This is a genomic window from Pseudomonas tehranensis (genome assembly GCF_014268615.1).
In the GTDB taxonomy this organism is placed as follows: domain Bacteria; phylum Pseudomonadota; class Gammaproteobacteria; order Pseudomonadales; family Pseudomonadaceae; genus Aquipseudomonas; species Aquipseudomonas tehranensis.
This window is the reverse complement of record NZ_JABWQV010000058.1, coordinates 1-24,035: the sequence shown is the minus strand read 5'-3', so window position 1 is coordinate 24,035 and position 24,035 is coordinate 1. Positions and strand designations below refer to the sequence as shown.

General features: G+C 61.5%; 21 protein-coding genes and 1 other RNA gene. 4 read left to right on the top strand and 18 right to left on the bottom strand.

The features are described 5' to 3' along the window. Positions 1–104 precede the first annotated feature (104 nt). The 18 genes from lpxC to rsmI all read right to left on the bottom strand — a co-directional run bounded on the left by lpxC (position 105) and on the right by rsmI (position 19,583). Positions 105–1,016 carry a UDP-3-O-acyl-N-acetylglucosamine deacetylase gene (gene lpxC, locus HU811_RS11840; protein WP_030139673.1) on the bottom strand — a complete coding sequence of 304 codons (912 nt, stop codon included), beginning with the start codon at positions 1,014–1,016 and terminating at the stop codon, positions 105–107. A 112-nt stretch (positions 1,017–1,128) separates the two neighbouring features. Continuing rightward, the gene (ftsZ, locus tag HU811_RS11835; protein WP_047228824.1) at positions 1,129–2,322 is read right to left on the bottom strand and encodes a cell division protein FtsZ; all 1,194 of its coding nucleotides are present in this window, start codon (positions 2,320–2,322) and stop codon (positions 1,129–1,131) included. 100 nt (positions 2,323–2,422) lie between these two features. Continuing rightward, complete coding sequence (gene ftsA, locus HU811_RS11830) at positions 2,423–3,682, bottom strand: cell division protein FtsA (protein ID WP_076383614.1); 1,260 nt, start codon at positions 3,680–3,682, stop codon at positions 2,423–2,425. 15 nt (positions 3,683–3,697) lie between these two features. Next, a complete protein-coding gene (locus tag HU811_RS11825; RefSeq protein ID WP_047228822.1) occupies positions 3,698–4,564 on the bottom strand; it encodes a cell division protein FtsQ/DivIB in 867 nt (288 codons plus the stop codon). A gap of 2 nt (positions 4,565–4,566) precedes the next feature. Then, positions 4,567–5,532 (bottom strand): D-alanine--D-alanine ligase, encoded by a 966-nt coding sequence (locus HU811_RS11820; RefSeq protein ID WP_076383613.1) that lies wholly within the window; start codon positions 5,530–5,532, stop codon positions 4,567–4,569. After that, positions 5,529–6,989: a UDP-N-acetylmuramate--L-alanine ligase gene (gene murC, locus HU811_RS11815; protein WP_092393785.1), complete on the bottom strand. Its 1,461-nt coding sequence runs from the start codon at positions 6,987–6,989 to the stop codon at positions 5,529–5,531. Before murC ends, HU811_RS11820 begins: the two co-directional genes overlap by 4 nt. Then, a complete protein-coding gene (gene murG / locus HU811_RS11810; RefSeq protein WP_092393787.1) occupies positions 6,982–8,052 on the bottom strand; it encodes an undecaprenyldiphospho-muramoylpentapeptide beta-N-acetylglucosaminyltransferase in 1,071 nt (356 codons plus the stop codon). Before murG ends, murC begins: the two co-directional genes overlap by 8 nt. Beyond that, positions 8,042–9,259 carry a putative lipid II flippase FtsW gene (ftsW, locus tag HU811_RS11805; RefSeq protein WP_047228818.1) on the bottom strand — a complete coding sequence of 406 codons (1,218 nt, stop codon included), beginning with the start codon at positions 9,257–9,259 and terminating at the stop codon, positions 8,042–8,044. Before ftsW ends, murG begins: the two co-directional genes overlap by 11 nt. Continuing rightward, the gene (murD, locus tag HU811_RS11800; protein ID WP_186656016.1) at positions 9,256–10,602 is read right to left on the bottom strand and encodes a UDP-N-acetylmuramoyl-L-alanine--D-glutamate ligase; all 1,347 of its coding nucleotides are present in this window, start codon (positions 10,600–10,602) and stop codon (positions 9,256–9,258) included. Before murD ends, ftsW begins: the two co-directional genes overlap by 4 nt. Before the next feature lie 5 nt (positions 10,603–10,607). Then, positions 10,608–11,690 (bottom strand): phospho-N-acetylmuramoyl-pentapeptide-transferase, encoded by a 1,083-nt coding sequence (mraY, locus tag HU811_RS11795; RefSeq protein ID WP_047228816.1) that lies wholly within the window; start codon positions 11,688–11,690, stop codon positions 10,608–10,610. Further along, on the bottom strand, positions 11,690–13,057 hold the full coding sequence (locus HU811_RS11790) for a UDP-N-acetylmuramoyl-tripeptide--D-alanyl-D-alanine ligase (protein WP_186656014.1): 1,368 nt from the start codon (positions 13,055–13,057) through the stop codon (positions 11,690–11,692). Before HU811_RS11790 ends, mraY begins: the two co-directional genes overlap by 1 nt. Then, the gene (locus HU811_RS11785) at positions 13,050–14,513 is read right to left on the bottom strand and encodes a UDP-N-acetylmuramoyl-L-alanyl-D-glutamate--2,6-diaminopimelate ligase (RefSeq protein ID WP_092393797.1); all 1,464 of its coding nucleotides are present in this window, start codon (positions 14,511–14,513) and stop codon (positions 13,050–13,052) included. The genes HU811_RS11790 and HU811_RS11785 overlap by 8 nt, the downstream gene beginning before the upstream one ends. Continuing rightward, complete coding sequence (locus tag HU811_RS11780) at positions 14,513–16,252, bottom strand: peptidoglycan D,D-transpeptidase FtsI family protein (RefSeq protein ID WP_177193299.1); 1,740 nt, start codon at positions 16,250–16,252, stop codon at positions 14,513–14,515. The genes HU811_RS11785 and HU811_RS11780 overlap by 1 nt, the downstream gene beginning before the upstream one ends. Then, positions 16,252–16,545 (bottom strand): cell division protein FtsL, encoded by a 294-nt coding sequence (gene ftsL / locus HU811_RS11775; RefSeq protein ID WP_047228812.1) that lies wholly within the window; start codon positions 16,543–16,545, stop codon positions 16,252–16,254. Before ftsL ends, HU811_RS11780 begins: the two co-directional genes overlap by 1 nt. Further along, positions 16,542–17,489, bottom strand: a complete 948-nt coding sequence (gene rsmH / locus HU811_RS11770) for a 16S rRNA (cytosine(1402)-N(4))-methyltransferase RsmH (protein WP_437179488.1) — start codon at positions 17,487–17,489, stop codon at positions 16,542–16,544. Before rsmH ends, ftsL begins: the two co-directional genes overlap by 4 nt. Further along, positions 17,486–17,941: a division/cell wall cluster transcriptional repressor MraZ gene (gene mraZ / locus HU811_RS11765; protein WP_003205355.1), complete on the bottom strand. Its 456-nt coding sequence runs from the start codon at positions 17,939–17,941 to the stop codon at positions 17,486–17,488. Before mraZ ends, rsmH begins: the two co-directional genes overlap by 4 nt. Before the next feature lie 308 nt (positions 17,942–18,249). Then, positions 18,250–18,603: RNase P RNA component class A (gene rnpB / locus HU811_RS11760), an RNA gene on the bottom strand. 74 nt (positions 18,604–18,677) lie between these two features. After that, positions 18,678–19,583: a 16S rRNA (cytidine(1402)-2'-O)-methyltransferase gene (gene rsmI, locus HU811_RS11755; protein WP_186656012.1), complete on the bottom strand. Its 906-nt coding sequence runs from the start codon at positions 19,581–19,583 to the stop codon at positions 18,678–18,680. 303 nt (positions 19,584–19,886) lie between these two features. Between rsmI and HU811_RS11750 the strand changes: the two genes are divergently transcribed. The 4 genes from HU811_RS11750 (at position 19,887) to HU811_RS11735 (ending at position 23,340) form a co-directional block, all read left to right on the top strand. Continuing rightward, on the top strand, positions 19,887–21,698 hold the full coding sequence (locus HU811_RS11750; RefSeq protein WP_186656010.1) for a penicillin-binding protein activator: 1,812 nt from the start codon (positions 19,887–19,889) through the stop codon (positions 21,696–21,698). Next, positions 21,698–22,060 (top strand): YraN family protein, encoded by a 363-nt coding sequence (locus HU811_RS11745; protein WP_092393809.1) that lies wholly within the window; start codon positions 21,698–21,700, stop codon positions 22,058–22,060. Before HU811_RS11750 ends, HU811_RS11745 begins: the two co-directional genes overlap by 1 nt. A gap of 111 nt (positions 22,061–22,171) precedes the next feature. Further along, entirely contained in the window at positions 22,172–22,765 is a 594-nt protein-coding gene (locus HU811_RS11740; protein ID WP_007928463.1) for a phosphoheptose isomerase, read from the top strand. After that, on the top strand, positions 22,762–23,340 hold the full coding sequence (locus HU811_RS11735; RefSeq protein WP_047228807.1) for a BON domain-containing protein: 579 nt from the start codon (positions 22,762–22,764) through the stop codon (positions 23,338–23,340). The genes HU811_RS11740 and HU811_RS11735 overlap by 4 nt, the downstream gene beginning before the upstream one ends. Positions 23,341–24,035 lie beyond the last annotated feature (695 nt).

The window sequence follows — 24,035 nt, the reverse complement described above, 5'->3', positions numbered from 1 at the left end:
GCGGGAGCAAGCTCCCTCGCCACAGGTGCTCACCTGCCCTCAGGAAACAGCCATAAAAAAAGGCCACCCGAAGGCAGCCTTTAAAAACTAGAGAGGTTTTTGGCTTACACGGCCGCTACAGGGCGCATGTAAGAGATTGGTGCGGTGCTGGCGTCTTCGAACGTCACGACTTCCCAAGCATCTTTCTGCTCAATCAACTTGCGCAGCAGCTGGTTGTTCAGCGCGTGGCCGGACTTGAAGCCCTTGAACTCACCAATCAGGCTATTGCCCAGCAGGTAGAGGTCGCCGATTGCATCGAGAATCTTGTGTTTGACGAATTCGTCTTCATAACGAAGGCCGTCTTCGTTCAACACACCATCGGAATCGACCACGATCGCGTTTTCAACACTGCCGCCGAGTGCGAGGTTGTGCTTGCGCAGGTACTCGATGTCACTCATGAAACCAAAGGTACGGGCGCGGCTGACTTCTTTTACGAACGAAGTGCTGGAAAAATCCACGCTTGCACTCTGGGTGCGGTCACGGAAAACCGGGTGATCGAAATCGATCTCGAAGCTCACCTTGAAACCTTCGAAAGGGACGAAAGTGGCGCGCTTGTCGCCGTCTTCCACTGTCACTTCCCGCAGGATACGGATGAACTTCTTGGCTGCGTCCTGCTCTTCCAGGCCAGCCGATTGAATCAGGAATACGAAGGGTCCGGCACTGCCATCCATGATCGGGACTTCGGACGCGGAGAGCTCGACGTAGGCGTTATCGATGCCCAGGCCAGCCATGGCCGAGAGCAAATGCTCCACCGTATCCACTTTGGTGTCACCGTTGACCAGTGTGGTCGACATAGTGGTTTCACCAACGTTTTCCGCGCGAGCAGGGATCTGCACCACAGGGTCGAGGTCGGCACGACAAAACACGATGCCAGTATCGACAGGCGCGGGCTTGAGGGTCAGGTAGACCTTCTCGCCGGAGTGCAAGCCGACACCTGTGGCACGGATAATATTCTTCAGGGTGCGTTGTTTAATCATGGCATGGGCCGCTTCAGCGCAAATTGCGAACTGGTATCAACAAAGGCTGGCGATAATAGCAGACCAGACCTTTGCTGAACACCAATCACCCGTATCCCCCTGATACATTTCATCAATCGGCCTGACGACGCAGGAATGCCGGGATGTCCAGGTAATCCAGATCGTCTTGCGGATTCATCTTCGCGGCAGTCGCAGCGCCGGCCTGAGCCTGGTTGCGCATGACGGTCGGACGGTCCAGGTCACGGTAGTTCACCGCGGGTTGTTCCTGACGAGCGGCCGCTTGTTGCTGCGGCTGCGATGCCAGGGAGGTCTGAACGGTGTTGTCGATCACCTTCATCGGCTTCTCGATTTTCGCGCCCAGGCCGGTGGCAACCACGGTCACGTGCAACTCGTCACGCATGTCCGGATCGATCACGGTGCCGACCTTGACCATGGCGTGGTCGGAAGCGAACGCTTCGATGATGCTACCCACGTCGGAGTACTCGCCCAGGGACAGGTCCGGACCGGCGGTGATGTTCACCAGGATGCCACGGGCGCCCTGCAGGTTGACGTCTTCGAGCAACGGGTTGCGGATGGCCGCTTCGGTGGCTTCGCGCGCACGGTTCGGACCGCTGGCGCAGCCAGTGCCCATCATCGCCATGCCCATCTCGGACATCACGGTGCGTACGTCGGCGAAGTCGACGTTGATCATGCCCGGACGCTTGATGATGTCGGAGATACCGCGAACGGCACCGGCCAGTACGTCATCGGCCTTGGCGAAAGCCGACAGCAGGCTTGCGTCCTTACCCAGGATGGTCAGCAGTTTCTCGTTGGGAATGGTGATCAACGAGTCGACGCTTTCGCTCAGCGCGCGGATGCCCTCATCGGCAATCTGCATGCGCTTGCGGCCTTCGAACGGGAATGGACGGGTCACCACCGCAACGGTGAGGATGCCCATTTCCTTCGCGACTTCGGCGATGATCGGCGCCGCACCGGTACCGGTACCGCCGCCCATGCCAGTGGTGATGAACACCATGTTGGTGCCAGCCAGGACTTCAGCGATGCGCTCGCGGTCTTCCAGGGCAGCCTGACGGCCAACCTCGGGATTCGCGCCGGCACCCAGACCCTTGGTCACGCCGGTACCCAGTTGAAGGATGGTTCGCGCACCGATGTTTTTCAGCGCTTGAGCATCAGTGTTGGCGCAAATGAATTCGACGCCTTCGATGTTGCTCTTGACCATGTGGTTGACAGCGTTGCCGCCGCCACCGCCGACACCGATTACCTTGATAACCGGGCTAGCGGGGATGTTGTCTACGAGTTCGAACATTTTCCCTCTCCTTTCATTCTCTAGTTTTTTCGCCTACTGCGTTTGTTGCATCTTCCAGTGCCAAGCCAGAGGCTCGTCGCTTGAAGCTTTAAACCTGTTGCTAAAAATTGCCCTTCACCCAAGCCTGCAGCCGCTCGAAAAGCGGCGCCTTCGGCTCGTCGCTGTTGTAGCTGTCGCGGCTGCCGATACCCGAGAACGAAACCCCGTCGGACTGCTTCTGCAGGCCGTACATCAACAGGCCCACGCCAGTGGAGTAAATCGGGTTGCGGACCACGTCATCCAGGCCCTTGACGCCATGGGGCACGCCCAGGCGCACCGGCATGTGGAAAATCTCTTCGGCCAGTTCGACCGCGCCTTCCATCTTCGACGTACCACCGGTCAGCACGATGCCGGCCGGGATCAGGTCTTCGTAGCCACTGCGACGCAGCTCCGCCTGGATCAGCGTGAACAGCTCGTCGTAACGCGGCTCGACCACTTCGGCCAAAGCCTGGCGGGACAACTCGCGCGGAGGACGTTCGCCAACGCTTGGCACTTTGATGGTTTCACCGGCACCGGCCAGTTTCGCCAGGGCGCAGGCGTAGCGGATCTTGATTTCTTCGGCGTACTGGGTCGGCGTGCGCAAGGCCATGGCGATGTCGTTGGTGACCTGATCACCGGCAATCGGGATCACTGCCGTGTGGCGGATCGCGCCTTCGGTGAAGATTGCGATATCAGTGGTGCCGCCGCCGATGTCCACCAGGCATACGCCCAGTTCCTTCTCGTCGTCGGTCAGCACCGAGTAGGCCGAGGCCAGTTGCTCGAGGATGATGTCGTCGATTTCCAGGCCGCAACGGCGCACGCATTTCTCGATGTTCTGCGCCGCGTTCACGGCGCAGGTCACCACGTGGACCTTGGCTTCCAGACGCACGCCGGACATGCCCAGGGGCTCGCGCACGCCTTCCTGGTTATCGATTACGTAGTCCTGCGGCAGGGTGTGCAGCACACGCTGGTCGGCCGGGATCGCCACGGCCTGCGCCGCGTCGAGCACACGCTCAAGGTCAGCGGAGCTGACTTCACGGTCACGAATCGCCACGATGCCGTGGGAGTTCAGGCTGCGAATATGATTGCCCGCCACGCCGACGAACGCCGAGTGGATCCGGCAACCGGCCATCAGCTGCGCTTCTTCGATGGCGCGCTGGATCGATTGCACGGTGGACTCGATGTTCACCACCACGCCTTTTTTCAGGCCTCGGGACGGGTGGGTACCGATCCCGACGATGACCAGCGTGCCGTCGTCCGCGACCTCGCCTACCAGCGCAACCACCTTGGAAGTGCCGATATCCAGACCGACGATCATTTTTCCGCTTTGCACGTTTGCCATGGGTCCTGCCTCTTCTTAATTCTTCGCGACGGCGGGTTCAGCCGTCGTGGGCGCTACAGGTTCCCGCCAGCCAACAGCCAGGCCGTTGGCGTAGCGCAGATCGATGCGCGCGATGTTCGTAATCTGGTCTTTGAGCGTCTTGTCATAGATGGCAATGAAGCGGCGCATCTTTTCCACCTGGTTGCCGCGCCCGAGCAGCAGCTCGATGCCCGGCCCCGAGCTGCCCGCGCCAGTGGTCAGGAACCAGCTGCCGCGCTCACGCAACTCCAGGCGCGCGATGGAGAAGCCCAGCGGCCGCAACATCTGACTCAACACCTGGTACTGCTGCATGACTTTCTGCTGGGCCCGCTGAGGACCGAACAGTTGTGGCAAATGTTCGTAGTTGGCCAGTTCCCGCGGCGTGAACGCCTGGCCCTGGTTGTTCAACAGCGACTCGTCACCCCAGCGGGCCACGGGCAGTTGTTCTTCCAGGCGAATAGAAACCTGGTCAGGCCATACCCGCCGTACTTCGGCATGGGCGATCCAGGGCATCTGCTCCAGTTCCTTGCGCATGCCCGCCAGGTCGATGGTGAAGAAGCTCGACGCCACGAATGGGGCGATCCGCTGCTGCACGGCTTGCTGACTGATGTAGCTCAGGTCGCCCTGCACATTGATCCGGGCGATCGGCCGGTCCGCATAAGGCAGCAGCCGCTGAGCCCCTTCGTACGTACCGAACCCCAACGCCACCAACAACACCGGCCAGAACAGACTCTTGAGAAAGCCGAAGTTGGCTTTCGGCAGGCGCGCCGACATCGGCTCTTTGGCCACCATTCGGCTGGCACCCCGCGGCACCGGCTTGCGACCGGGTGCGGATGGCTGATGACGAAGCGATGCGCCTTGCATGCTTAACCTCTTGGCTCTTGAGAGCCGACACTGGCGGCCAGGATCGACAGCACCAGTTGCTGGAAATCCAGGCCGGCGGCACGGGCCGCCATCGGTACCAGGCTGTGATCGGTCATGCCTGGGGCGGTGTTGACTTCCAGGAACCAGAACTGCCCGTCGGCGTCCTGCATCACGTCCGCCCGTCCCCAACCGGCAATACCCAGCGCCTCACAAGCCTTGGCCGTGAGGTCCATCAGTTGTTTTTCCTTGGCGCTGTCCAGCCCGCATGGAATGCGGTACTGGGTGTCATTGGCCACGTACTTGGCGTCGTAGTCGTAGAACGTGTGCGGCGTGCCCAGGGCAATCGGGGGCAACACCTGGTCACGCAGGGTGGCGATGGTGAACTCGGGACCGGTGATCCACTGCTCGACCAACACTTGCGAATCGTAGGAACTGGCGTCTTTCCATGCCGCGGTCAACTCAGGCAGCGAAGTCACTTTCGCCATGCCGATACTTGAACCTTCATGGGCCGGTTTGACGATCAAAGGGAAGCCCAGTTCCGTGGCCGCCGAAATACAATCGGCCTCGGACGCCAGCACGGCGTGGCGGGGTGTGGGAATGCCGAGGCTGTGCCAGACCTGCTTGGTGCGCAGTTTGTCCATCGCCAAGGCAGACGCCAGGATGCCGCTGCCGGTATAGGGGATGCCCAGGCACTCGAGCAGACCTTGCATGCTGCCGTCTTCGCCGCCACGTCCATGGAGAATGATGAACGCACGGTCAATTTTTTCGTTCAGCAGGCGCTGCAAAAAGTCGTCGCCCACGTCGATGCCGAATGCATCGACACCGGCGCTTTGCAGGGCTTGCAGCACGGCGTTGCCAGACTTGAGGGACACTTCGCGTTCGGCGCTCTTGCCGCCGAACAGCACGGCGACGCGGCCGAAGGCTTTCGGGTCCAGAGTCGAAACCAGGTTGGCGTAAGCAGCAGTCATTTCAGTTTCCCCTCGCTGGAGGCCACGATTGCTCCGGCGAATAACGGACTTTTCAACAGTTTCGGGGCCAGGCCACCGATGTCACCGGCGCCTTGGCACAGCAGGATGTCGCCAGCGCGCAGCAGCGGTTTGACCAGCGGTGCGAGGTCCACGCCGCGCTCGATGTAGATCGGGTCCAACTGACCGCGTTGGCGGATGCTGTGGCACAGCTGACGGCTGTCGGCCCCCGGGATCGGCTCCTCGCCGGCCGGATAGACTTCCATCAACAGCAACACATTGGCGTCGGCCAGCACCTGGACGAAATCGTCGTACAGGTCGCGGGTACGGCTGTAGCGGTGCGGCTGGTAAACCATCACCAGGCGCCTCTCCGGCCAGCCACCGCGCACGGCCTTGATCACCGCCGCGACTTCGGTCGGGTGGTGGCCGTAATCGTCCACCAGCATCACGTTACCGCCGTCCACCGGCAGTTCGCCGTAGACCTGGAAACGTCGTCCCACGCCCTGGAAGCCGGACAGGCCCTGGACAATGGCTTCGTCACTGACGCCTTCATCGGTGGCAATGCAAATGGTGGCCAGCGCATTGAGCACGTTGTGGTTGCCGGGCATGTTCACCGACACATCCAGCGGTTCGCGATCAGGACGCAGCACGGTGAAGAACGTCTGCATACCCTGCTGGCGCACGTTGATGGCGCGCACGTCGACGTCTTCGCCGAAACCGTAGGTCACGGTCGGACGCTTGATCAGCGGCAGGATCTCGCGCACCACCGGGTCGTCCAGGCACACCACTGCCAAACCGTAGAACGGCAGGTTGTGGAGGAACTCGACGAAGGTTTTCTTCAGTTTGTTGAAGTCACCGTCGTAGGTCGCCATGTGGTCGGCGTCGATGTTGGTGACCACGGCCACCAGCGGCTGCAGGTGCAAGAAGCTCGCATCGCTCTCGTCGGCTTCGGCGATCAGGTAACGGCTGGTGCCCAGCTGGGCATTGGTGCCCGCGGCATTCAGACGACCGCCGATCACGAAGGTCGGGTCCAGGCCACCGGCAGCGAACACCGAGGCGATCAGGCTGGTGGTGGTGGTCTTGCCATGGGTACCGGCAACGGCGATGCCGTGGCGATAACGCATCAGTTCGGCCAGCATCTCGGCACGCGGCACCACGGGAATGCGCCGCTCCAGGGCGGTGGCGACTTCCGGGTTGGAGGTGTTCACGGCGCTGGAGACAACCAGCACATCCGCGTTGGCGGCGTTCTCGGAACGGTGGCCGATGAAAATCTGCGCGCCAAAGGATTCCAGGCGCTCGGTGACCGGCGAGGCTTTCAGATCGGAACCGGAAACCTCATAGCCCAGGTTCAGCAACACTTCGGCAATCCCGCACATGCCCACGCCGCCGATACCGACGAAATGGATACGGCGGATACGGCGCATTTCCGGTTGCGGCATGGCTTTGCGATTCTCAACCATGGGCCACCTCCAGGCAGGTATCGACCACTTGGGCCGTGGCGTCGGGTTTGGCCAGGCGACGGGCGGCGCGGGCCATGTCTTCGATTGTTTGCGGTTGCATCAAAACCTCTGTCAGGCGCGCGGCAAGATCCGCGGCACCAGTCGTTCTTTGCGGCATCAGGAAGGCTGCGCCTTCACGGGCCAAATAATCGGCGTTGCGGGTCTGGTGGTCGTCGATGGCGTGGGGCAAAGGCACCAGCATCGAGGGCAGACCGGCGGCAGCCAGTTCGCTGATGGTCAACGCGCCTGCGCGGCAGACCACCAGGTCGGCCCAGCCATAGGCTTGGGCCATGTCTTTGATGAAAGGCTGCACTTGCGCCTCGACGCCGGCGGCGCGGTAGCGCTCGGCGGTCACTTCATCGTGGTTTTTGCCGGCCTGGTGAAACACCTCGGGCCGCAGTTCGGGAGCGACCTGCGACAAGGCTTCGGGCAGCAATTTGTTCAACGGCTCCGCCCCCAGGCTTCCACCCAGGATCAGCAAACGCGCCTTGCGTCCGGCCAGGGCCGGGCGCGGTGTATCGAGGAACAGCTCGGTCCGCACCGGGTTACCGGTGGTACGCCGGCTGCCCGACAGGGTAAAGGTGTCGGGAAAGGCTTCACAGACTCGAGCGGCCAACGGCACCAGTAACCGATTGGCGGTACCGGCCACGGCGTTCTGCTCGTGAACGATGACAGGCACACCGGCCAGTTTTGCCGCGACACCGCCAGGACCGGTCACATAACCACCAAAGCCCACCACGCATACCGGCCGCAACCGACGAATGATCGCCCGGGCCTGCCAGATCGACTTGAGCAACATCAGCGGCGCCTTGAGCAGCGACAACTTGCCTTTGCCCCGCAGCCCGCTGGCGTTGATCCGGTGCAGCTCCAGGCCGGCGGCAGGCACCAGCTCGTTCTCGATGCCCCGTGGCGTACCCAGCCAGTGCACGGTGTAACCGCGCGCCTGGAACTCCCGGGCACAGGCCAGCGCCGGGAATACATGCCCACCGGTTCCGCCGGCCATGATCAGCACATTAGCGCCCATGAGTCGGCTCCTCGGCGAAGTCGCTCTCCTGGAATTCCATCTCTTCGCTGCCCAGGTGGGTTCGACTCTCCCATTCGATGCGCAGCAACAAGCCCAGACAGGCACAGCAAATCACCAGGGAACTGCCGCCGTAACTGAGGAACGGCAGCGTCAGGCCTTTGGTTGGCAACAGGCCGACGTTCACGCCGATGTTGATCAGGAACTGGCCGATCCACAGGAACGACAAGCCATACGCCACGTAGGCGGCGAAATACTGCTTGGCCCGCTCGGCCCACAAACCGATGTACATGCCGCGCACGCAGACGAAGACGAACAATCCGACGGTGAGCAGCGAACCGACCACGCCCAGCTCCTCGGCCAATACCGAAAACACGAAGTCGGTGTGGGCTTCGGGCAGATAGAACTGCTTCTGCACGCTGTTGCCCAGGCCTACACCCAGCCATTCGCCGCGACCGAAGGCGATCAGGGCCTGAGTCAATTGATAGCCGGAACCGAACTGGTCGGCCCACGGGTCGGTAAAAGTGATCAAGCGCGCCATCCGGTAGGGTTGCGCCTGTACCAGCACCGTCACCGCGCCGACCGCCAGCGCCACCATCAAGGTGAAGCGAAACAGCCCGACACCGCCGAGGAACAACATCGCCGCCGCGGCACCCATCATCACCACCGTGGCGCCGAAATCCGGCTCCATCAGCAGCAGGCCGGCCATCGGCAGCAACACAATGAACGGCTTGAAAAAGCCCATCCAGCTCTCGCGCACTTCTTTCTGGCGACGCACCAGATACCCGGCGAGGTAGATCACCACGAAGACCTTGGCGATTTCCGAAGGCTGTACGTTGAAGAAGCTGAAGCCGATCCAGCGCATCGAACCGTTGACCTCGCGACCGATGCCCGGCAACAGCACCATCACCAACAGGCCAAAGGCACCGAGCAACATCATCCAGCCCAGGCGTTGCCAGGTGGCGATCGGCACCATCATGGTGACAATGCACGCGACCAAACCGATCACCAGGTAAATCAGGTGACGAATCATGTGATAAAGGGTGTTGCCCGATTGCACGGCAGCCACTTCCGACGACGCGGAAGTGATCATCACCAGGCCCAGGCCCAGCAGCGCCAGACAACCGACGAGCATCGGGAAATCCAGGTCGATGCCGCGCCCGGTGATCAGCGGGGACGGGTATGGCTTGATGATGTTCATCAGGTTCATGCCAAGCCCTCCACGGCCCGGGCGAACAACTGCCCGCGCTCTTCGTAGTTCTTGAACATGTCGAAACTGGCGCAGGCCGGCGACAACAGCACGGCATCGCCGGGCTGTGCGAGGGCGCGGCATTGCTGCACCGCTTCGTCCAGCGAAGCGACGCGAACCAGCGGCACGCCGTCGCCGAGGGCCTGGGCGATCAATTCGCGGTCACGACCCAACAGCACCACGGCACGGCAGTTGGCCGCCACCGGATCGCGCAGGTCCTTGAAGTCGGCCCCCTTGCCGTCGCCGCCGGCGATCAGCACAAGCTTGCCTTCGATGTCCGCGCCCAGACCTTCGATGGCAGCCAGCGCAGCACCCACGTTGGTGGCCTTGGAATCGTTGTACCAGGCCACCCCGTCAAGCTCGCGCACCCACTGGCAGCGGTGTTCGAGCCCGGCAAACGTGCGCAGGGCCGACAGCATGGCGTCGAACGGCAAACCGACCGCATGTCCCAGGGCCAGCGCCGCCAGGGCATTGGCCTGGTTGTGGGCACCGCGAATCTTCAGCTCACGCACCGGCATCAGATTCTGGAACTCGAACGCCAGGTATTTCTCGCCATTTTCCTCGCGCAAGCCAAAGCCTTTGAAATCCGGAACACCCAAGCCAAAGGACCAGCACGGCATTCCCTCGCCCAGCAAAGGCCGAGTGAGCGCGTCCTGGCGGTTGAACACCACTTGCCGGGCACCGCGGAAGATCCGGTGCTTGGCCAGGTGATAGGCCGGCAGGCCGCTGTAGCGGTCCATGTGGTCTTCGCTGATGTTGAGCACGGTTGCCACTTCAGCGCCCAAGTGGTCGGTGGTCTCGAGCTGGAAACTCGACAGTTCCATCACATACAGCTCGACGTCATCACTGAGCAGATCCAGCGCCGGGGTTCCCAGGTTGCCACCCACGGCAACCCGCTTACCGGCCGCCGCAGCCATTTCACCCACCAGGGTGGTGACGGTGCTTTTTGCGTTTGAGCCGCTGATGGCGATGATCGGCGCCTTGGCGTGACGGGCGAACAGCTCGATGTCACCGGACAACTTCACGCCACGGGCGGCGGCGGCCTGCAAGGCCGGGGTTGCCAAAGCAAGGCCGGGGCTCACGTAGAGCTCGTCGGCGCGGCACAGGAACTCGACATCCAGCTCGCCACAACGCACGTCCACCTGTGGGTAGTCACGACGCAACGTGGCCAGCTCAGGTGGATTTTCCCGCGTATCGGCCACGGCAAACGACACGCCCCGGTTCGCCAGGAAGCGAACCAGGGACATGCCGCTCTTGCCGAGGCCGACAACGATGCGGAAGTGGTCAGAAGCGATCAGGGACACTCGTTCTACCTCAGCTTCAGGGTGGCAAGGCCGACCAGGACCAGAATCACGGTGATGATCCAGAAACGGACAATCACACGCGGCTCGGGCCAGCCCTTGAGTTCAAAGTGGTGGTGGATCGGCGCCATGCGAAATACCCGGCGGCCGGTCAATTTAAAGGAAGCAACCTGAATGACGACTGACAGGGTCTCCATCACGAACACACCGCCCATGATGAACAGGACGATTTCCTGGCGAACGATGACGGCGATGGTGCCCAGGGCCGCGCCCAGCGCCAGCGCGCCGACATCGCCCATGAAGACCTGCGCCGGGTAGGTGTTGAACCACAGGAAACCCAGGCCGGCACCGATCAGCGCACCGCAGAACACAATCAGCTCGCCTGCCCCCGGCACATATGGGATCAGCAGGTATTCGGCGAACTTCACGTTACCCGACAGGTAGCAGAAGATCCCCAGCGCGCCGCCCACCATCACGGTCGGCATGATCGCCAGGCCATCGAGGCCATCCGTCAGGTTGACCGCGTTGCTCGACCCGACGATGACCAGGTAGGTCAATACGATGAAGCCTGCGCCCAGCGGGATGCTGTAGTCCTTGAGCATTGGCAGGATCAGGGTGGTTTCCACCGGCGAGGCCGCGGTCATATAAAGGAAGATCGCCGCGCCGAGGCCGAATACCGACTGCCAGAAGTATTTCCAGCGGCTCGGCAGCCCCCGGGAATTCTTCTCGATGACCTTGCGGTAGTCGTCGACCCAGCCGATGGCGCCGAACAACAGGGTCACCAGCAACACCACCCACACATACCGGTTCGCCAGGTCGGCCCAAAGCACGGTACTGATGCCAATGGACGACAGGATCAGCGCGCCGCCCATGGTCGGGGTACCGGATTTGGACAGGTGCGACTGCGGGCCGTCGTTGCGGACCGACTGGCCGATTTGCAGGTTCTGCAAGGTGCGGATCATCCACGGGCCCAGGAACAGCGACAACGACAACGCGGTCAGCACACCCAGGATCCCGCGCAGGGTCAGGTACTGGAAGACCGCGAAGCCTTTGTGGAACTGTTGCAGGTACTCCGCTAGCAGCAGCAGCATTAATGTTTCTCCATACGGGAACCGCACAGCGCCGCGACGATGTTTTCCATCGCGGCACTGCGTGAGCCCTTGATCAATAAGGTGGTGTTCGGGTCCTGCTCGGCGCTCAGGGCCTGAATCAACTCGGCCTGAGTGGTGAAATGCTGTGCGTGTTCGCCAAACGCGGCCACCGCATGGGCCATCATCGGGCCGACGGCATACAGCGCATCGACCTTGCCACGCGCATAGGCGCCGACATCGTGATGCCCCTGTTGCGCCCATTCGCCCAACTCGCCGATATCCCCCAGCACCAGCACGGTACGGCCAGGGAAACCGGCGAGGATATCCACCGCGGCGCACATGGACGTCGGGTTGGCGTTATAGGTGTCGTCGATCACGCGCATGCCGTTGCTGGCCAATTGCGCAACGGAACGCCCCTTGACCGGTTGCACCGCGTTCAAGCCGGCCACGATGCCCGGCAACGACACGCCCAAAGCATGGGCCGCGGCCGCAGCGGCCAGGGCGTTGGCGACGTTATGGGTGCCAAGCAGGTTCAACTGGACCCGCTCTGCACCGTCGGGGCTGTGCAGATTGAAGGCCGGGCAGCCGCGAGCATCGCGGTCCAGATCGCTGGCGTAGAAATTCGCCGCCAGATTGCTCAAAGCGAACGTCAGCACCTTGCGCCCAGCCGCCCGTGTCTTCCAGGTTTCGAAGGCCTTGTCGTCGAGATTCAGCACGGCGACGCCATCGGCATCCAGCCCTTCGAGAATCTCGCCCTTGGCCTCAACGATTTTGTCCGGGCCACCGAACTCGCCGACGTGGGCGGTCCCGGCGTTGTTGAGCACAGCGACGTGGGGCTTGGTCATGGCTACGGTATAGGCAATTTCACCGAGCCGCGAAGCACCCAACTCGATAACGGCGGCACTGTGTTCCGGTGCCAGCTCCAGCAAGGTCAGCGGCACGCCGAGGTCATTGTTCAGGTTGCCACGGGTCGCCAGCACCGGGCCGCGCGTGCGCAGGATGCTTGCCAGCATTTCCTTGACGGTGGTCTTGCCGCTGGAGCCGGTGATGGCTGCAACCGGCTTATCAAACGCCGTGCGGTTCAGCGCGCCCAACTGGCCTAAGGCCTGACGGGTGTCAGCGACCAGCAACTGCGCCAGCGTACTGTTGGTCACTTCCCGCTCGACCAGTGCCGCTACCGCCCCTTTGGCGGCGACTTCGTTCAAGTAATCGTGGCCGTCGAAACGCGGTCCGGCCAGGGCGACGAACAGCTGCCCCGGAGCAATGGCCCGGCTGTCGATGCTCACGCCGTCGAAGCTGGCGTCCGCGGCGATGAGGCGTGCATTCAGGGTGTTGGTCAGCTCGCTGAGTTTCAGCGCCTTAAGCATGGGCCACCTCCCACGCAGTCAGGGCGTGATCGGCTTCCACCAGATCGGAGAAAGCATGGCGTTCGCCATTGATTTCCTGGTAGTCCTCATGGCCTTTACCGGCCAGGACGATGACGTCGTCCGCCGACGCACCGGCGATCAACTGGGCAATCGCCTGGCCGCGACCGGCCACGAAGGTGACGTTGTCCACGTTCGAGAAGCCGGCGCGGATGTCGTCGAAAATCTGCAATGGGTCTTCGGTGCGCGGATTGTCGTCGGTGACCACGACACCATCGGCCAAGCGCTCGACCACTTCGGCCATCAGCGGACGCTTGCCGCGATCACGATCGCCACCGCAGCCGAACAGGCACAGCAACTTGCCCTTGGCGTGAGGCCGCAGGGCCATCAGGACTTTTTCCAGCGCATCCGGGGTATGGGCGTAATCGACCACCACCAACGGTTGCGTTCCGCCGCCCAGCCGTTGCATACGCCCGGCAGGTCCTTCGAGTTTGGGCAGGACCTTGAGGATTTCATCCAGTGCGTAGTCCAGGCCAAGCAAGGCGCCAATGGCCGCCAACACATTGCTCAGGTTGAAACGACCGAGCAAGGTACTGCGCAGGTGGTGCTCGCCTTGAGGCGTAACCAGGGTGGCGCGCACGCCTTCGTCATTGAATTGCGCCTGGCGTATATAAAGGTAGGCGCTGGCATCTTCCAGGCTATAGGTGATCAGCCGGGACTCGTGCTTATCGGCGGCCAATTGCCGGCCAAACGCGTCGTCAAGGTTGAGGACCCGGCACTTCAAGTCATTCCAGGCAAACAGCCTGGCTTTTGCTTCGCCGTACGCCTGCATGGTGCCGTGGTAATCCAGGTGATCGCGCGACAGGTTGGTCAATACGGCGACGTCAAACGCCAGGGCCGTCACGCGGCCCTGATCCAGGCCATGGGAAGAGACTTCCATCGCCACGGCCTTGGCTCCGGCCTTTTTCAGGTCGGCCAGGGTTGCCTGCACGGCAATCGGGTTCGGCGTGGTGTGCAGGCCACTCTCCAGTGCACCATGGAAACCGTTACCCAAGGTGCCGACGATGCCGCAATGCTGACCCAGCAGATCCAGGGCCTGGGCCACCAGTTGGGTGACGCTGGTCTTGCCGTTGGTGCCCGTCACACCAATCAGGTTCAGGTGACGGCTTGGATCGCCATAAAAACGTCCGGCGATGGTCGACAGTTGGGCCGCCAGACCCTTGACCGGAATCAATGGCACGTCGGTAATGGGCAGAACGGTCGCGCCGTCGACTTCATAAGCCACGGCAGCCGCACCGCGCTTCAAGGCGTCGGCGATGTGGGCGCGTCCGTCGAACCGGGCACCCGGTACGGCCAGAAACAGATCCCCGGCGCGCACGTGGCGGCTGTCCAGGGCCAATTCGCGAATCAGCAGATCGTGGCCGGCATGGGCAAAAATCTTGTTCAGGCTCAGGGACATCAGCCACGCCCTCCTTCGGCTTTCAAGGGTACGACCGGTGCGGTATTGGCCTGCTGGGTCGGCGGCAGGTTATCCGGGGTGATATTCATCAAGCGCAGGGTGCCGGACATCACTTTGCTGAACACCGGTGCCGAAACCAGCCCCCCGAAGTAGCCGGCCTTGCTCGGTTCGTCGATGACCACCACGACGGCGTAGCGCGGGTCACTCATCGGTCCGAAACCGGCGAACAGCGAACGATAGGAGTTCTCCGCGTAACCCTTGACGCCTGCGGAGGTTTTGCGGGCCGTACCCGACTTGCCGGCGACATGATACGCAGGCACCTGGGCGCGATAGACGCCACGCGGGGCCTCGATCACTTGTTGCAGCATGCCCTGCATGGTCTTGGCGACGTCTTCAGGAATCACCTGGGTGGTCTGCGGGGCCTTGTCGGTTTTGATCAGGGTCAGCGGTGCTATTCGGCCGTTGTTGGCCAGTGCCGAAAAGGCATGAACCAGCTGGATCGCCGTCACGGAAACACCGTAGCCGTACGACAAGGTTGCCGTCTCGGCCTTGCGCCACTCGCGGTAGTTCGGCAGATTGCCGACCCGCTCGCCCGGAAAGCCCAGGCCGGTATCCTGGCCGAGGCCGATTTTCTGGGCCAGACGATAGATCGCCTCACCGCCGATATCGAAGGCAATCTTGCTCATGCCCACGTTACTGGAGTTGATCAGAATGCCCGTGAGGTCAAGCACTGGTCCTTCGGTCTTGGACACGTCACGAATGGTGTACTTGCCGATCTGCAAACTGCCCGGGTACACCTCAACGGTATCGCCCGGCTTCCAGCGTCCGGTTTCCAGCGCGGCGGCCATGGAGATAGCTTTCATGGTCGAACCCGGCTCGAACACGTCGATCATTGCGCGGTTGCGCATCATCGCCGGCTGCAGATTGCGACGGTTGTTCGGGTTGTAGGTCGGCTGGTTGACCATCGCCAGGATCTCGCCAGTCTTGACGTCCATGATCACCAGGCTGCCGGCTTTGGCGCCGTTCTCCACGATCGCATTGCGCAGCTCCCGGTTGGCCAGGTATTGCAGACGCAGGTCAATGGACAACGCCAAGGGCTTACCGGCCTTGGCGTTTTTGGTGACCTGGACATCCTTGATCAGCCTGCCACGCCGATCCTTGATGACCTGACGCTTGCCGGGCACTCCGGCAAGCCACTCGTCATAGGCCAGTTCGACCCCTTCTCGCCCCCGGTCATCAATGTCGGTGAAACCGACCATATGGGCAGTCACCTCACCGGCCGGATAGAAACGCCGGAACTCTTCGATGCCATAGACGCCCGGCACTTTCAGGTCGAGGACGCTTTGACCCTGCTCGGGCGTCAACCCGCGCACCAGATAAATGAATTCTTTATTGGCCTGGGCTTCGAGCCGCTCGGCCAAGGCCTTGGGGTCCTGTCCAAGGGCAGCGGCCAGAGCCGGCCACTTTTCCTTGGCCTGCTGCATTTCCTTGGCGTTTGCCCACAAGGTGGTCACCGGGGTGCTCACGGCCAACGGCTCGCCATTGCGGTCGGTAATCAGGCCGCGGTGAGCCGGGATCGGGATGTGCCGCAGGCTACGGGCATCGCCCTGCTCTTTGAGGAAGTCACGGTCGACCACTTGCAGATCGATGATGCGCCAGACGATCGCCGCCACCATGATCCCGAGCAGGCCCAGAACCAGACGAAAGCGCCACGGAAAGAGTGCCCCTTCGAGCTTCATCATGGCGCCACCATCTGTACTTCGGCAGCGCCAGGAATGCGCATCTTCAACTGCTCGGTCGCCAGCACTTCGATACGGCTATGGGCGGTCCAGGTGCTCTGTTCCAGGATCAACCGGCCCCACTCGGCCTGGGCCTTGTCGCGCACGCTCAGTTCGCTGTAAAGGGTGTTGAGCAACTGCCGGTTCCAGTGCGCGCTGTAGGACACGGCGATGGCCGACACGAGCACGCCGATAAACAGCAGCAGCATGAAAAAGCTGCCGCCGGGCAGGGGCTTGGCGAAGAGCTTGCTCACCGCAACTTCTCCGCAACACGCATGACGGCGCTACGAGCACGCGGGTTTGCCTTGAGTTCGGCCTCGGAGGCGAACTGGGCCTTGCCGTGGATCTTGATTTTCGGCACGAAGGCTTCGAAGCGCACCGGCAGGTTGCGCGGCAGGTTATCGGCCTCACCCTTGGTGAGCTTGCGCATGAACAGTTTGACGATACGGTCTTCCAGGGAATGGAAGCTGATCACCACCAGTCGCCCGCCGACCTCGAGTGCTTCAAGTGCCGCCTCAAGGCCGGCCTCCAGATCGCCCAATTCATTATTGACGTGGATGCGCAAACCCTGGAAAGCACGGGTAGCCGGGTTCTTGCCCTTTTCCCATGCCGGGTTGGCGACTTTCAGCACTTCGGCCAGGTCGCCGGTACGTTCGAATGGTTTGGTGTCGCGACGCTCGACCACGGCGCGGGCCATGCGGCCGGAAAAACGCTCTTCGCCGTATTCCTTGAAAACACGGGCGATTTCTTCCACCGGGGCAGTATTGACGAATTCGGCGGCGCTGATGCCGCGGGACGGATCCATGCGCATGTCCAGCGGGCCATCATTGAGGAAACTGAAGCCACGCTCCGGGTCGTCCAACTGCGGCGAAGACACCCCCAGGTCGAGCAGGACGCCACTGACCTTGCCGGCCAGGCCACGCTGGGCCACTTCTGAGCCCAGCTCCGCAAAGCTGCGCTGCACAACGACAAAGCGGCCGTCTTCGGCCGCTAGCGCTTGCCCGGTGGCAATCGCTTGAGGATCCTTGTCGAACCCCAGCAGCCGGCCGTCCGGGCCGAGCTTGCTGAGAATCAGCCGGCTATGCCCGCCACGCCCGAACGTGCCATCCAGATAGCAGCCATCAGGACGTACGGCGAGAGCCTCGACGGCTTCGTCAAGCAGTACGGTGATGTGGTTAAAGCCGCTATCAATAGTCACAGGATCAAATCACGCAGTTCATCAGGCATGGCGCCCGGTTGTTGAATAGCAGCCAGGTCAGCGGCAGAGACCGCATTCCAGGCATCTTCGTCCCACAGCTGGAACTTGTTCAGTTGGCCCACCAGCATCGCGCGCTTGTCCAGCTTGGCGTACTCGCGCAGGCGCGGCGGAACCAGGAAACGACCGCTGCCGTCGAGTTCAAGATCGACGGCGTTACCGATCAGCAAGCGTTGCAGGCGGCGGTTCTCTTCACGCAGCGAAGGCAGTGCGCGCAGTTTGGTTTCGATGATCTCCCACTCATCAAGAGGGTAAACACACAAACATGGGTCAACGGCGTCGATCGTGACGATTAACTGCCCGGAACTACGCGAAACGAGCTCGTCACGGTACCGGCTCGGCATGGCGAGACGGCCCTTTGCATCGAGACTGATAGCGTTAGCTCCGCGAAACACGTCAGCGTTTCTCCAAAAATTTTGCGTTTTACGCTCAAAAAACCCACTTCATGCCACTTTCCGCCACTTGCGCACACTATAGGAATGCGCCTACCGCACCGTCAAGGCGCGGATTGAAGGAAAAGCCTTATAGATCGGAGATTTAGGAGCGTATCTGGAGGGACGATGGGAATCTGACGTAGGATTTTTCGCCACAACTTCAGCGAACACAGGAAGCTGCGCTCTAAAGTTAAAGTGATTTGTTAAGAGTAAGATTTTTTTGGTCTTAGCAATTGCGTCTGCCAGCGATTCTGGCAGGAGGGGAAAAGGTGGAGAGTCGATCTGTAAGCCGGGTTCTGTCTTGAACAGTCATTCGTCTACGATGGCCATCACTGGACATCTTTAGCAACCTACCCGGTCCCAGCGCGGGCCACGCCTTGGGACCCTATTTGGTCTTGCTCCAAGTGGGGTTTACCTAGCCACGAACTGTTGCCAGCCGTGCGGTGCGCTCTTACCGCACCTTTTCACCCTTACCGGCACCGAAGCGCTTAGGCGGTTATTTTCTGTGGCACTTTCCGTAGGCTCACGCCTCCCAGGCATTACCTGGCACTTCGCCCTATGGAGCCCGGACTTTCCTCCCCCCCCTAATTTTCATAGAGGGCAGCGACTGTCCGATCGACTCTCCGCCGCGAAGGTTAACGGCAGAGCGCCCGAAGAACAAGCGCTAAAAGCCCTTGGCCAGCCCCGCCCCCCGGTTTCACTGGTCCTTCTGTTTTTCCAGCGCGACCTGATACAGCACGTTCTTACGCTCGCCGGTAATCTGCGCCGCGAGGGCGGCGGCGCGCTTGAGGGGCATCTCCTCGAGCAGCAGGTCCAGGATGCGCATCGCTTCACTGCTGACGGTCTCTTCACTGTCCGGCGCCGTCCAGCCCGCCACCAGCACAACGCATTCACCGCGCTGCTGGTTGCTATCGCTTTCGACGAAGGCGCGCAACTGCGCCAACGGCAACCCCTTGAGAGTTTCGAAGGTTTTGGTCAGCTCCCTGGCGAGCAGCGCCGGACGCTCCGGACCAAACACCAGTTCCATGTCTTGCAGGCATTCAAGGATGCGGTGCGGCGCCTCATAAAAGATCAACGTACGCGGCTCCTCCTTTATAGACTCCAGGCGCGCCCGTCGTCCCACCGCCTTAGCGGGCAAAAAACCTTCGAAAATGAAACGGTCCGACGGCAGGCCCGCCGCCGAAAGGGCAGCGATCAAGGCGCATGCCCCTGGCACCGGCACTACATTGATGCCGGCCGCCCGAGCCTGGCGTACCAAGTGATAACCAGGGTCGGAAATCAGCGGTGTACCCGCGTCGGAAATCAGCGCAACGTTATCGCCCGCCAACAGGCGAGTGATAAAACGACTGCCTTCTTCCCGCTCGTTGTGCTCATGACAGGCCGCCAACGGCGTTGAAATGCCGAAATGTTGCAACAAGCGTTGAGAGTGGCGCGTATCTTCGGCCGCAATGAGCGCGACCTCCTGCAGGATTTTCAGCGCCCGGGCACTGATATCGTCCAGGTTGCCGATGGGCGTCGCCACCACATAAAGCGAGCCGGCAGCGGAATTCAAAGCACCTGGAGCAGTCAAAGCGCACACCTCATGATCGGTAAAAAGCGCCATTGTAGCGTGTGCCGGCCGTCTCGGCTGCGCAGGTAGGAGCTGACGAGCGAAGCGAGGCTGCGATCTTTCCCCAGACACTTGAATCCCCAGCGAAAGATCAAAAGATCGCAGGCTGCGCCAGCTCCTACACCGCAGCCCAGCGGGAGCAAGCTCCCTCGCCACAGAAGGTCAATACCCGTCTTTTGTGTTGCTCCGCACTCTTTGAAATACCTAAATTGATCGATTCACGCCACTAACATCGCGCCCCGGCCAGTGCTTGGGTACAATTCGACGCTAATTTGATCTCGTATCAGGAACATTTACATGATCGCTTGCCTGCGGCTGCTCTCCGCCCTCTGCCTCGCTGCCCTTCTGGCGGCCTGCGCCAGCTCGCCCTCCTCCAGCCTTGGCGAACTTCCACGGACCCCGGATGCCAGTATCGAGCAGCTGCTCGAACAGGCCACCCAAAGCAAAACCCCGGAAAAAGCCGCCCTGTTGCGCCTGAGCGCAGCAGACCTGGCCTACCGCCAGGGCAATGCCGGTCAGTCCGCGCAGATCCTGCAACAGGTGCCGATGGAGCAACTCAAGCCCGGCCAGCAGATTTTCGCCAGCACCCTGGCGGCCGAACTGGCAATGACGCGCAACCAGCCCAAAGCAGCGCTGAGCGCCCTGAGCCACCCGAGCCTGCAGCACCTGAGCGAGCTACCGGTGGAGCAGCAGGTCCGCACCGGCACCGTCCACGCCCGCGCCCTCGAGGCCGACGGCCAGACCCTGGCAGCCGCCAAGGAACGGATCTTCATTGCGCCCCTGCTTGAAAACGAAGCGGCGGCGAAAAACCACGAGGCGATCTGGTCGTTGATCGCCTCGCTGCCCACCGATCAACTGCAACCGACCAGCACCGACGACCTTGGGGGCTGGCTGAGTTTGGCTCTGGTTGTGAAAACCGCCGGTACGCTGGAACAGCAACAGGCGGCTATCGACAGCTGGCGCGAGCAGAACCCCAAGCACCCGGCCGCCCTCCAGCTGCCGACGCCGCTGGTCAAGCTCAAGGAACTGGCGAGCCAGCCCCTGAGCAAGATCGCCTTGCTGCTGCCTCAGGATGGCCCGCTGTCCTCGGTCGCCAGAGCTCTGCGCGAAGGTTTCATGGCTGCCCACTATCAGGCCCAACAGGCCGGGCAGAACCCGCCAAGCATTCAGTTTTATGACAGCTCGCGCCTGACCTCCCTGGATGATTTCTATCGCAAGGCACAGGCCGACGGTGTGCAACTGGTGGTCGGCCCGCTGGAAAAACCCTTGGTCAAGCAACTCAGCACCCGCCCGCAACTGCCGATCACGACCCTCGCGCTCAATTACAGCGAAGGTGAGCAAGGCCCGGCACAGCTGTTCCAGTTTGGCCTGGCCGCAGAAGACGAAGCCCGTGAAGTGTCGCGTCGCGCCCGTACAGACGGTCTGCATCGTGCCGCCGTCATGGTGCCAAAGGGTGAATGGGGCGATCGCGTCCTAAAAGCCTTCAGCGAGGACTGGCAGGCCAATGGCGGCACCATCATCGCTGTCGAACGCATCGATCAGCCCGTACAACTGGCCCAGCAGATCGCCGACATGTTCCATCTGCGCCAGAGCGAAGGTCGCGCCAAGCGCCTGCAAAGCACAGTCGACACCGCCGTTGCGGCCCAGCCGTCCCGCCGTCAGGACATCGAGTTCCTGTTCCTGGCCTCGACGCCACAACAGGCCCAGCAGATCAAGCCGACCCTGAACTTCCAGTACGCCGGCGACGTGCCTGTGTACGCCACCTCGCATGTGTTCAGCGCCAGTGGCGACCAGAATCAGTACAACGACATGAGCGGCGTGCGCTTCTGCGAAACCCCGTGGCTGCTCGATGCCAACGACCCGCTGCGCAAGCAGGTCACCGCCCAGTGGCCCCAGGCCGGTGGTAGCCTGGGTCGGCTGTACGCGATGGGGGCAGATGCCTATCGTCTGGCTCCGCGCCTGGGTCAGCTGAAAACATTGCCAGACACCCGCATCGAAGGTCTTTCGGGCAGCCTGGCAGTGTCGCCGTCCCAGCGCGTGCAACGTCAACTGCCGTGGGCCGAATTCGTCAACGGTCAGGTGCAGCGCCTGCCGGACACTCAGCGCTGATGCCTGACCGATCACGCCAGCAGAGCGGACGGGATGCCGAGAGCCAGGCTCTCGCGCATCTTCAGCAACAAGGCCTGCGGCTGCTGGCGCAAAACTGGCTGTGTAAACGTGGCGAGCTTGATCTGGTCATGCTTGATGGCGATACAGTAGTATTCGTCGAAGTCCGCTACAGAAAAAATACTCAATGGGGTGGCGCGCTCGACAGCATCGATGCACGCAAGCGCCAGAAGCTGGTTTTCGCCGCGCAGTACTTCCTGCAAATCGAGTCTCGCTGGGCCGATCATCCCTGCCGCTTCGACGTGGTTGCCATCGACAGCAACGCCGATCAGTTGAACTGGTTGCAGAATGCCTTCGACAGTTGAACGTCAACACCCATGACGAGCCGAGCCGGACACCCTCACCCAATTTTTGCTCTTTGCTTTGCGCGCCGCACATGCTTGTGCCGATAAGCCGCGCTACTTAAGGTCACACAGATGGACATGCAATCGCGAATTCGCCAGCTTTTTCAGGCCAGTATCGACACCAAGCAACAGGCGATGGACGTACTTGCACCGCACATCGAGCAAGCCAGCCAAGTGATGGTCAACGCCCTGCTCAACGAAGGCAAAATGCTTTCGTGCGGCAATGGCGGCTCTGCCGGCGATGCCCAGCATTTTTCATCGGAGCTGCTCAACCGCTTCGAGCGCGAGCGCCCCAGCCTGCCGGCCATTGCATTGACCACCGACAGCTCGACGATCACCTCGATCGCCAATGACTACAGCTACAACGAAGTGTTCTCCAAACAGATCCGCGCCCTGGGCCAGCCCGGCGATGTGTTGCTGGCGATTTCCACCAGCGGCAACTCGGCCAATATTATTCAGGCGATCCAAGCCGCACATGATCGCGAAATGATTGTCGTAGCATTGACCGGTCGCGATGGCGGCGGCATGGCGTCACTGCTGTTGCCTGAGGACGTCGAGATTCGCGTACCGGCCAATGTCACTGCACGCATTCAGGAAGTCCATCTGCTGGCGATTCATTGTCTTTGCGACTTGATCGACAGCCAACTGTTCGGGAGTGAAGAATGACCCCTAATCGCCTAGGCCTTCTGGCCCTGACCCTGTGCCTCGGCATCAGCGGCTGCACATCGGTGGTTAACGCCAGCCGGGAAAAGCCGATTGAAGACGACCGCGGCACCCGCACCTTCGGCAGCAAGATCGACGACTCGTTGATCGAAACCAAGGCCGGCGTGAACATCGCCAAGGCCGACCCGGACCTGGACAACAATTCGCATATCGTCGTCACCAGCTTCAACGGTGTCGTGCTGCTGGCCGGCCAAACCCCACGCGCGGACCTCAAGGCCAAGGCCGAGCAGGCTGCAAGCGCCGTGCAGCGGGTCAAGACCGTGCATAACGAACTGCAGGTCCTGCCACCTTCCTCGCTGCTGGCGCGTCAGAACGATGCCTGGCTGACCACCAAGATCAAGACCCAGATGCTGACCGACGCCAGCATTCCCGGCTCGCGCATCAAGGTTGTGACCGAGAATGGCATCGTTTATCTGCTGGGGCTGTTGACCAAGCAGGAGGCTGCGCAGGCGACCAACCTGGTGCAAGGGGTTTCCGGGGTGCAGAAAATCGTTAAGTTGTTTGAATACATCGATTAAAGGGTAGTTTGGTTACGGGCTTTGTGAGACGCAGCCTGCCGCGGCTTGTTGGTAATGTTGGTCGCTTAGAAAACGGCGCTTCTTCCAGGGTGGGAAGGCGCCGTTTTTTTATGGGGATCATCTTCTTTTATGGGCGGGATTTGGTGTGTATATCCGTTGCTGTGGTAACGGCCACTGACGGTTCCGCTCTTACAGCGGCTCACTTTTGAGAAGCGCAAAAGTAAGCAAAACGCTCTTGCCCCACCACTAGGTGCCTCGCTAAGGCTCGGCATACCCTCACTCCGGCATTGCTCCGTGGGCCCGCCGCGAAGGGCCATCCATGGCCCAGCGCGGCTATCCCGGCATCCATGCCGGGATGCCCACTGCGCAACGCCTGCGTTCGGCCTTCGTGGTTAAAGGGGCGCCCAAGATCAAAAGCCGCACGAGGCGGCCTTATAGCCGGCCTGTTCTGGAGCGAACGCGTTTCTCCTGTGGGAGCGGGCTTGCTCGCGAAAGCGGAGGGGCAGTTTGCAGTGATGTTGGATGTGCCGGCGTCATCGCGAGCAGGCTCGCTCCCACAGGTTTTTATGTCGTTCGCAAATACTGTAAACACCCACAAATCCATGTGGGGGCGAGCCTGTTCGCGATAACGGTGGTGCAGCTAAATAGATCACGGCATCTACCCCGCTCTTGCTCTTGCTCTTGCTCTTGCTCTT

Coding starts and splice junctions, on each gene's coding strand:
- rsmI (WP_186656012.1), bottom strand. CDS start 19,583: ATGGCGCTTTTTACCGATCATGAGGTGTGCGCTTTGACTGCTCCAGGT.
- HU811_RS11740 (WP_007928463.1), top strand. CDS start 22,172: ATGGACATGCAATCGCGAATTCGCCAGCTTTTTCAGGCCAGTATCGAC.
- murG (WP_092393787.1), bottom strand. CDS start 8,052: ATGGGCGCTAATGTGCTGATCATGGCCGGCGGAACCGGTGGGCATGTA.
- ftsA (WP_076383614.1), bottom strand. CDS start 3,682: ATGGCAAACGTGCAAAGCGGAAAAATGATCGTCGGTCTGGATATCGGC.
- HU811_RS11780 (WP_177193299.1), bottom strand. CDS start 16,252: ATGAAGCTCGAAGGGGCACTCTTTCCGTGGCGCTTTCGTCTGGTTCTG.
- HU811_RS11735 (WP_047228807.1), top strand. CDS start 22,762: ATGACCCCTAATCGCCTAGGCCTTCTGGCCCTGACCCTGTGCCTCGGC.
- lpxC (WP_030139673.1), bottom strand. CDS start 1,016: ATGATTAAACAACGCACCCTGAAGAATATTATCCGTGCCACAGGTGTC.
- HU811_RS11745 (WP_092393809.1), top strand. CDS start 21,698: ATGCCTGACCGATCACGCCAGCAGAGCGGACGGGATGCCGAGAGCCAG.
- HU811_RS11790 (WP_186656014.1), bottom strand. CDS start 13,057: ATGCTTAAGGCGCTGAAACTCAGCGAGCTGACCAACACCCTGAATGCA.
- HU811_RS11820 (WP_076383613.1), bottom strand. CDS start 5,532: ATGACTGCTGCTTACGCCAACCTGGTTTCGACTCTGGACCCGAAAGCC.
- ftsW (WP_047228818.1), bottom strand. CDS start 9,259: ATGAACCTGATGAACATCATCAAGCCATACCCGTCCCCGCTGATCACC.
- HU811_RS11750 (WP_186656010.1), top strand. CDS start 19,887: ATGATCGCTTGCCTGCGGCTGCTCTCCGCCCTCTGCCTCGCTGCCCTT.
- murC (WP_092393785.1), bottom strand. CDS start 6,989: ATGGTTGAGAATCGCAAAGCCATGCCGCAACCGGAAATGCGCCGTATC.
- HU811_RS11825 (WP_047228822.1), bottom strand. CDS start 4,564: ATGCAAGGCGCATCGCTTCGTCATCAGCCATCCGCACCCGGTCGCAAG.
- mraY (WP_047228816.1), bottom strand. CDS start 11,690: ATGCTGCTGCTGCTAGCGGAGTACCTGCAACAGTTCCACAAAGGCTTC.
- HU811_RS11785 (WP_092393797.1), bottom strand. CDS start 14,513: ATGTCCCTGAGCCTGAACAAGATTTTTGCCCATGCCGGCCACGATCTG.
- ftsZ (WP_047228824.1), bottom strand. CDS start 2,322: ATGTTCGAACTCGTAGACAACATCCCCGCTAGCCCGGTTATCAAGGTA.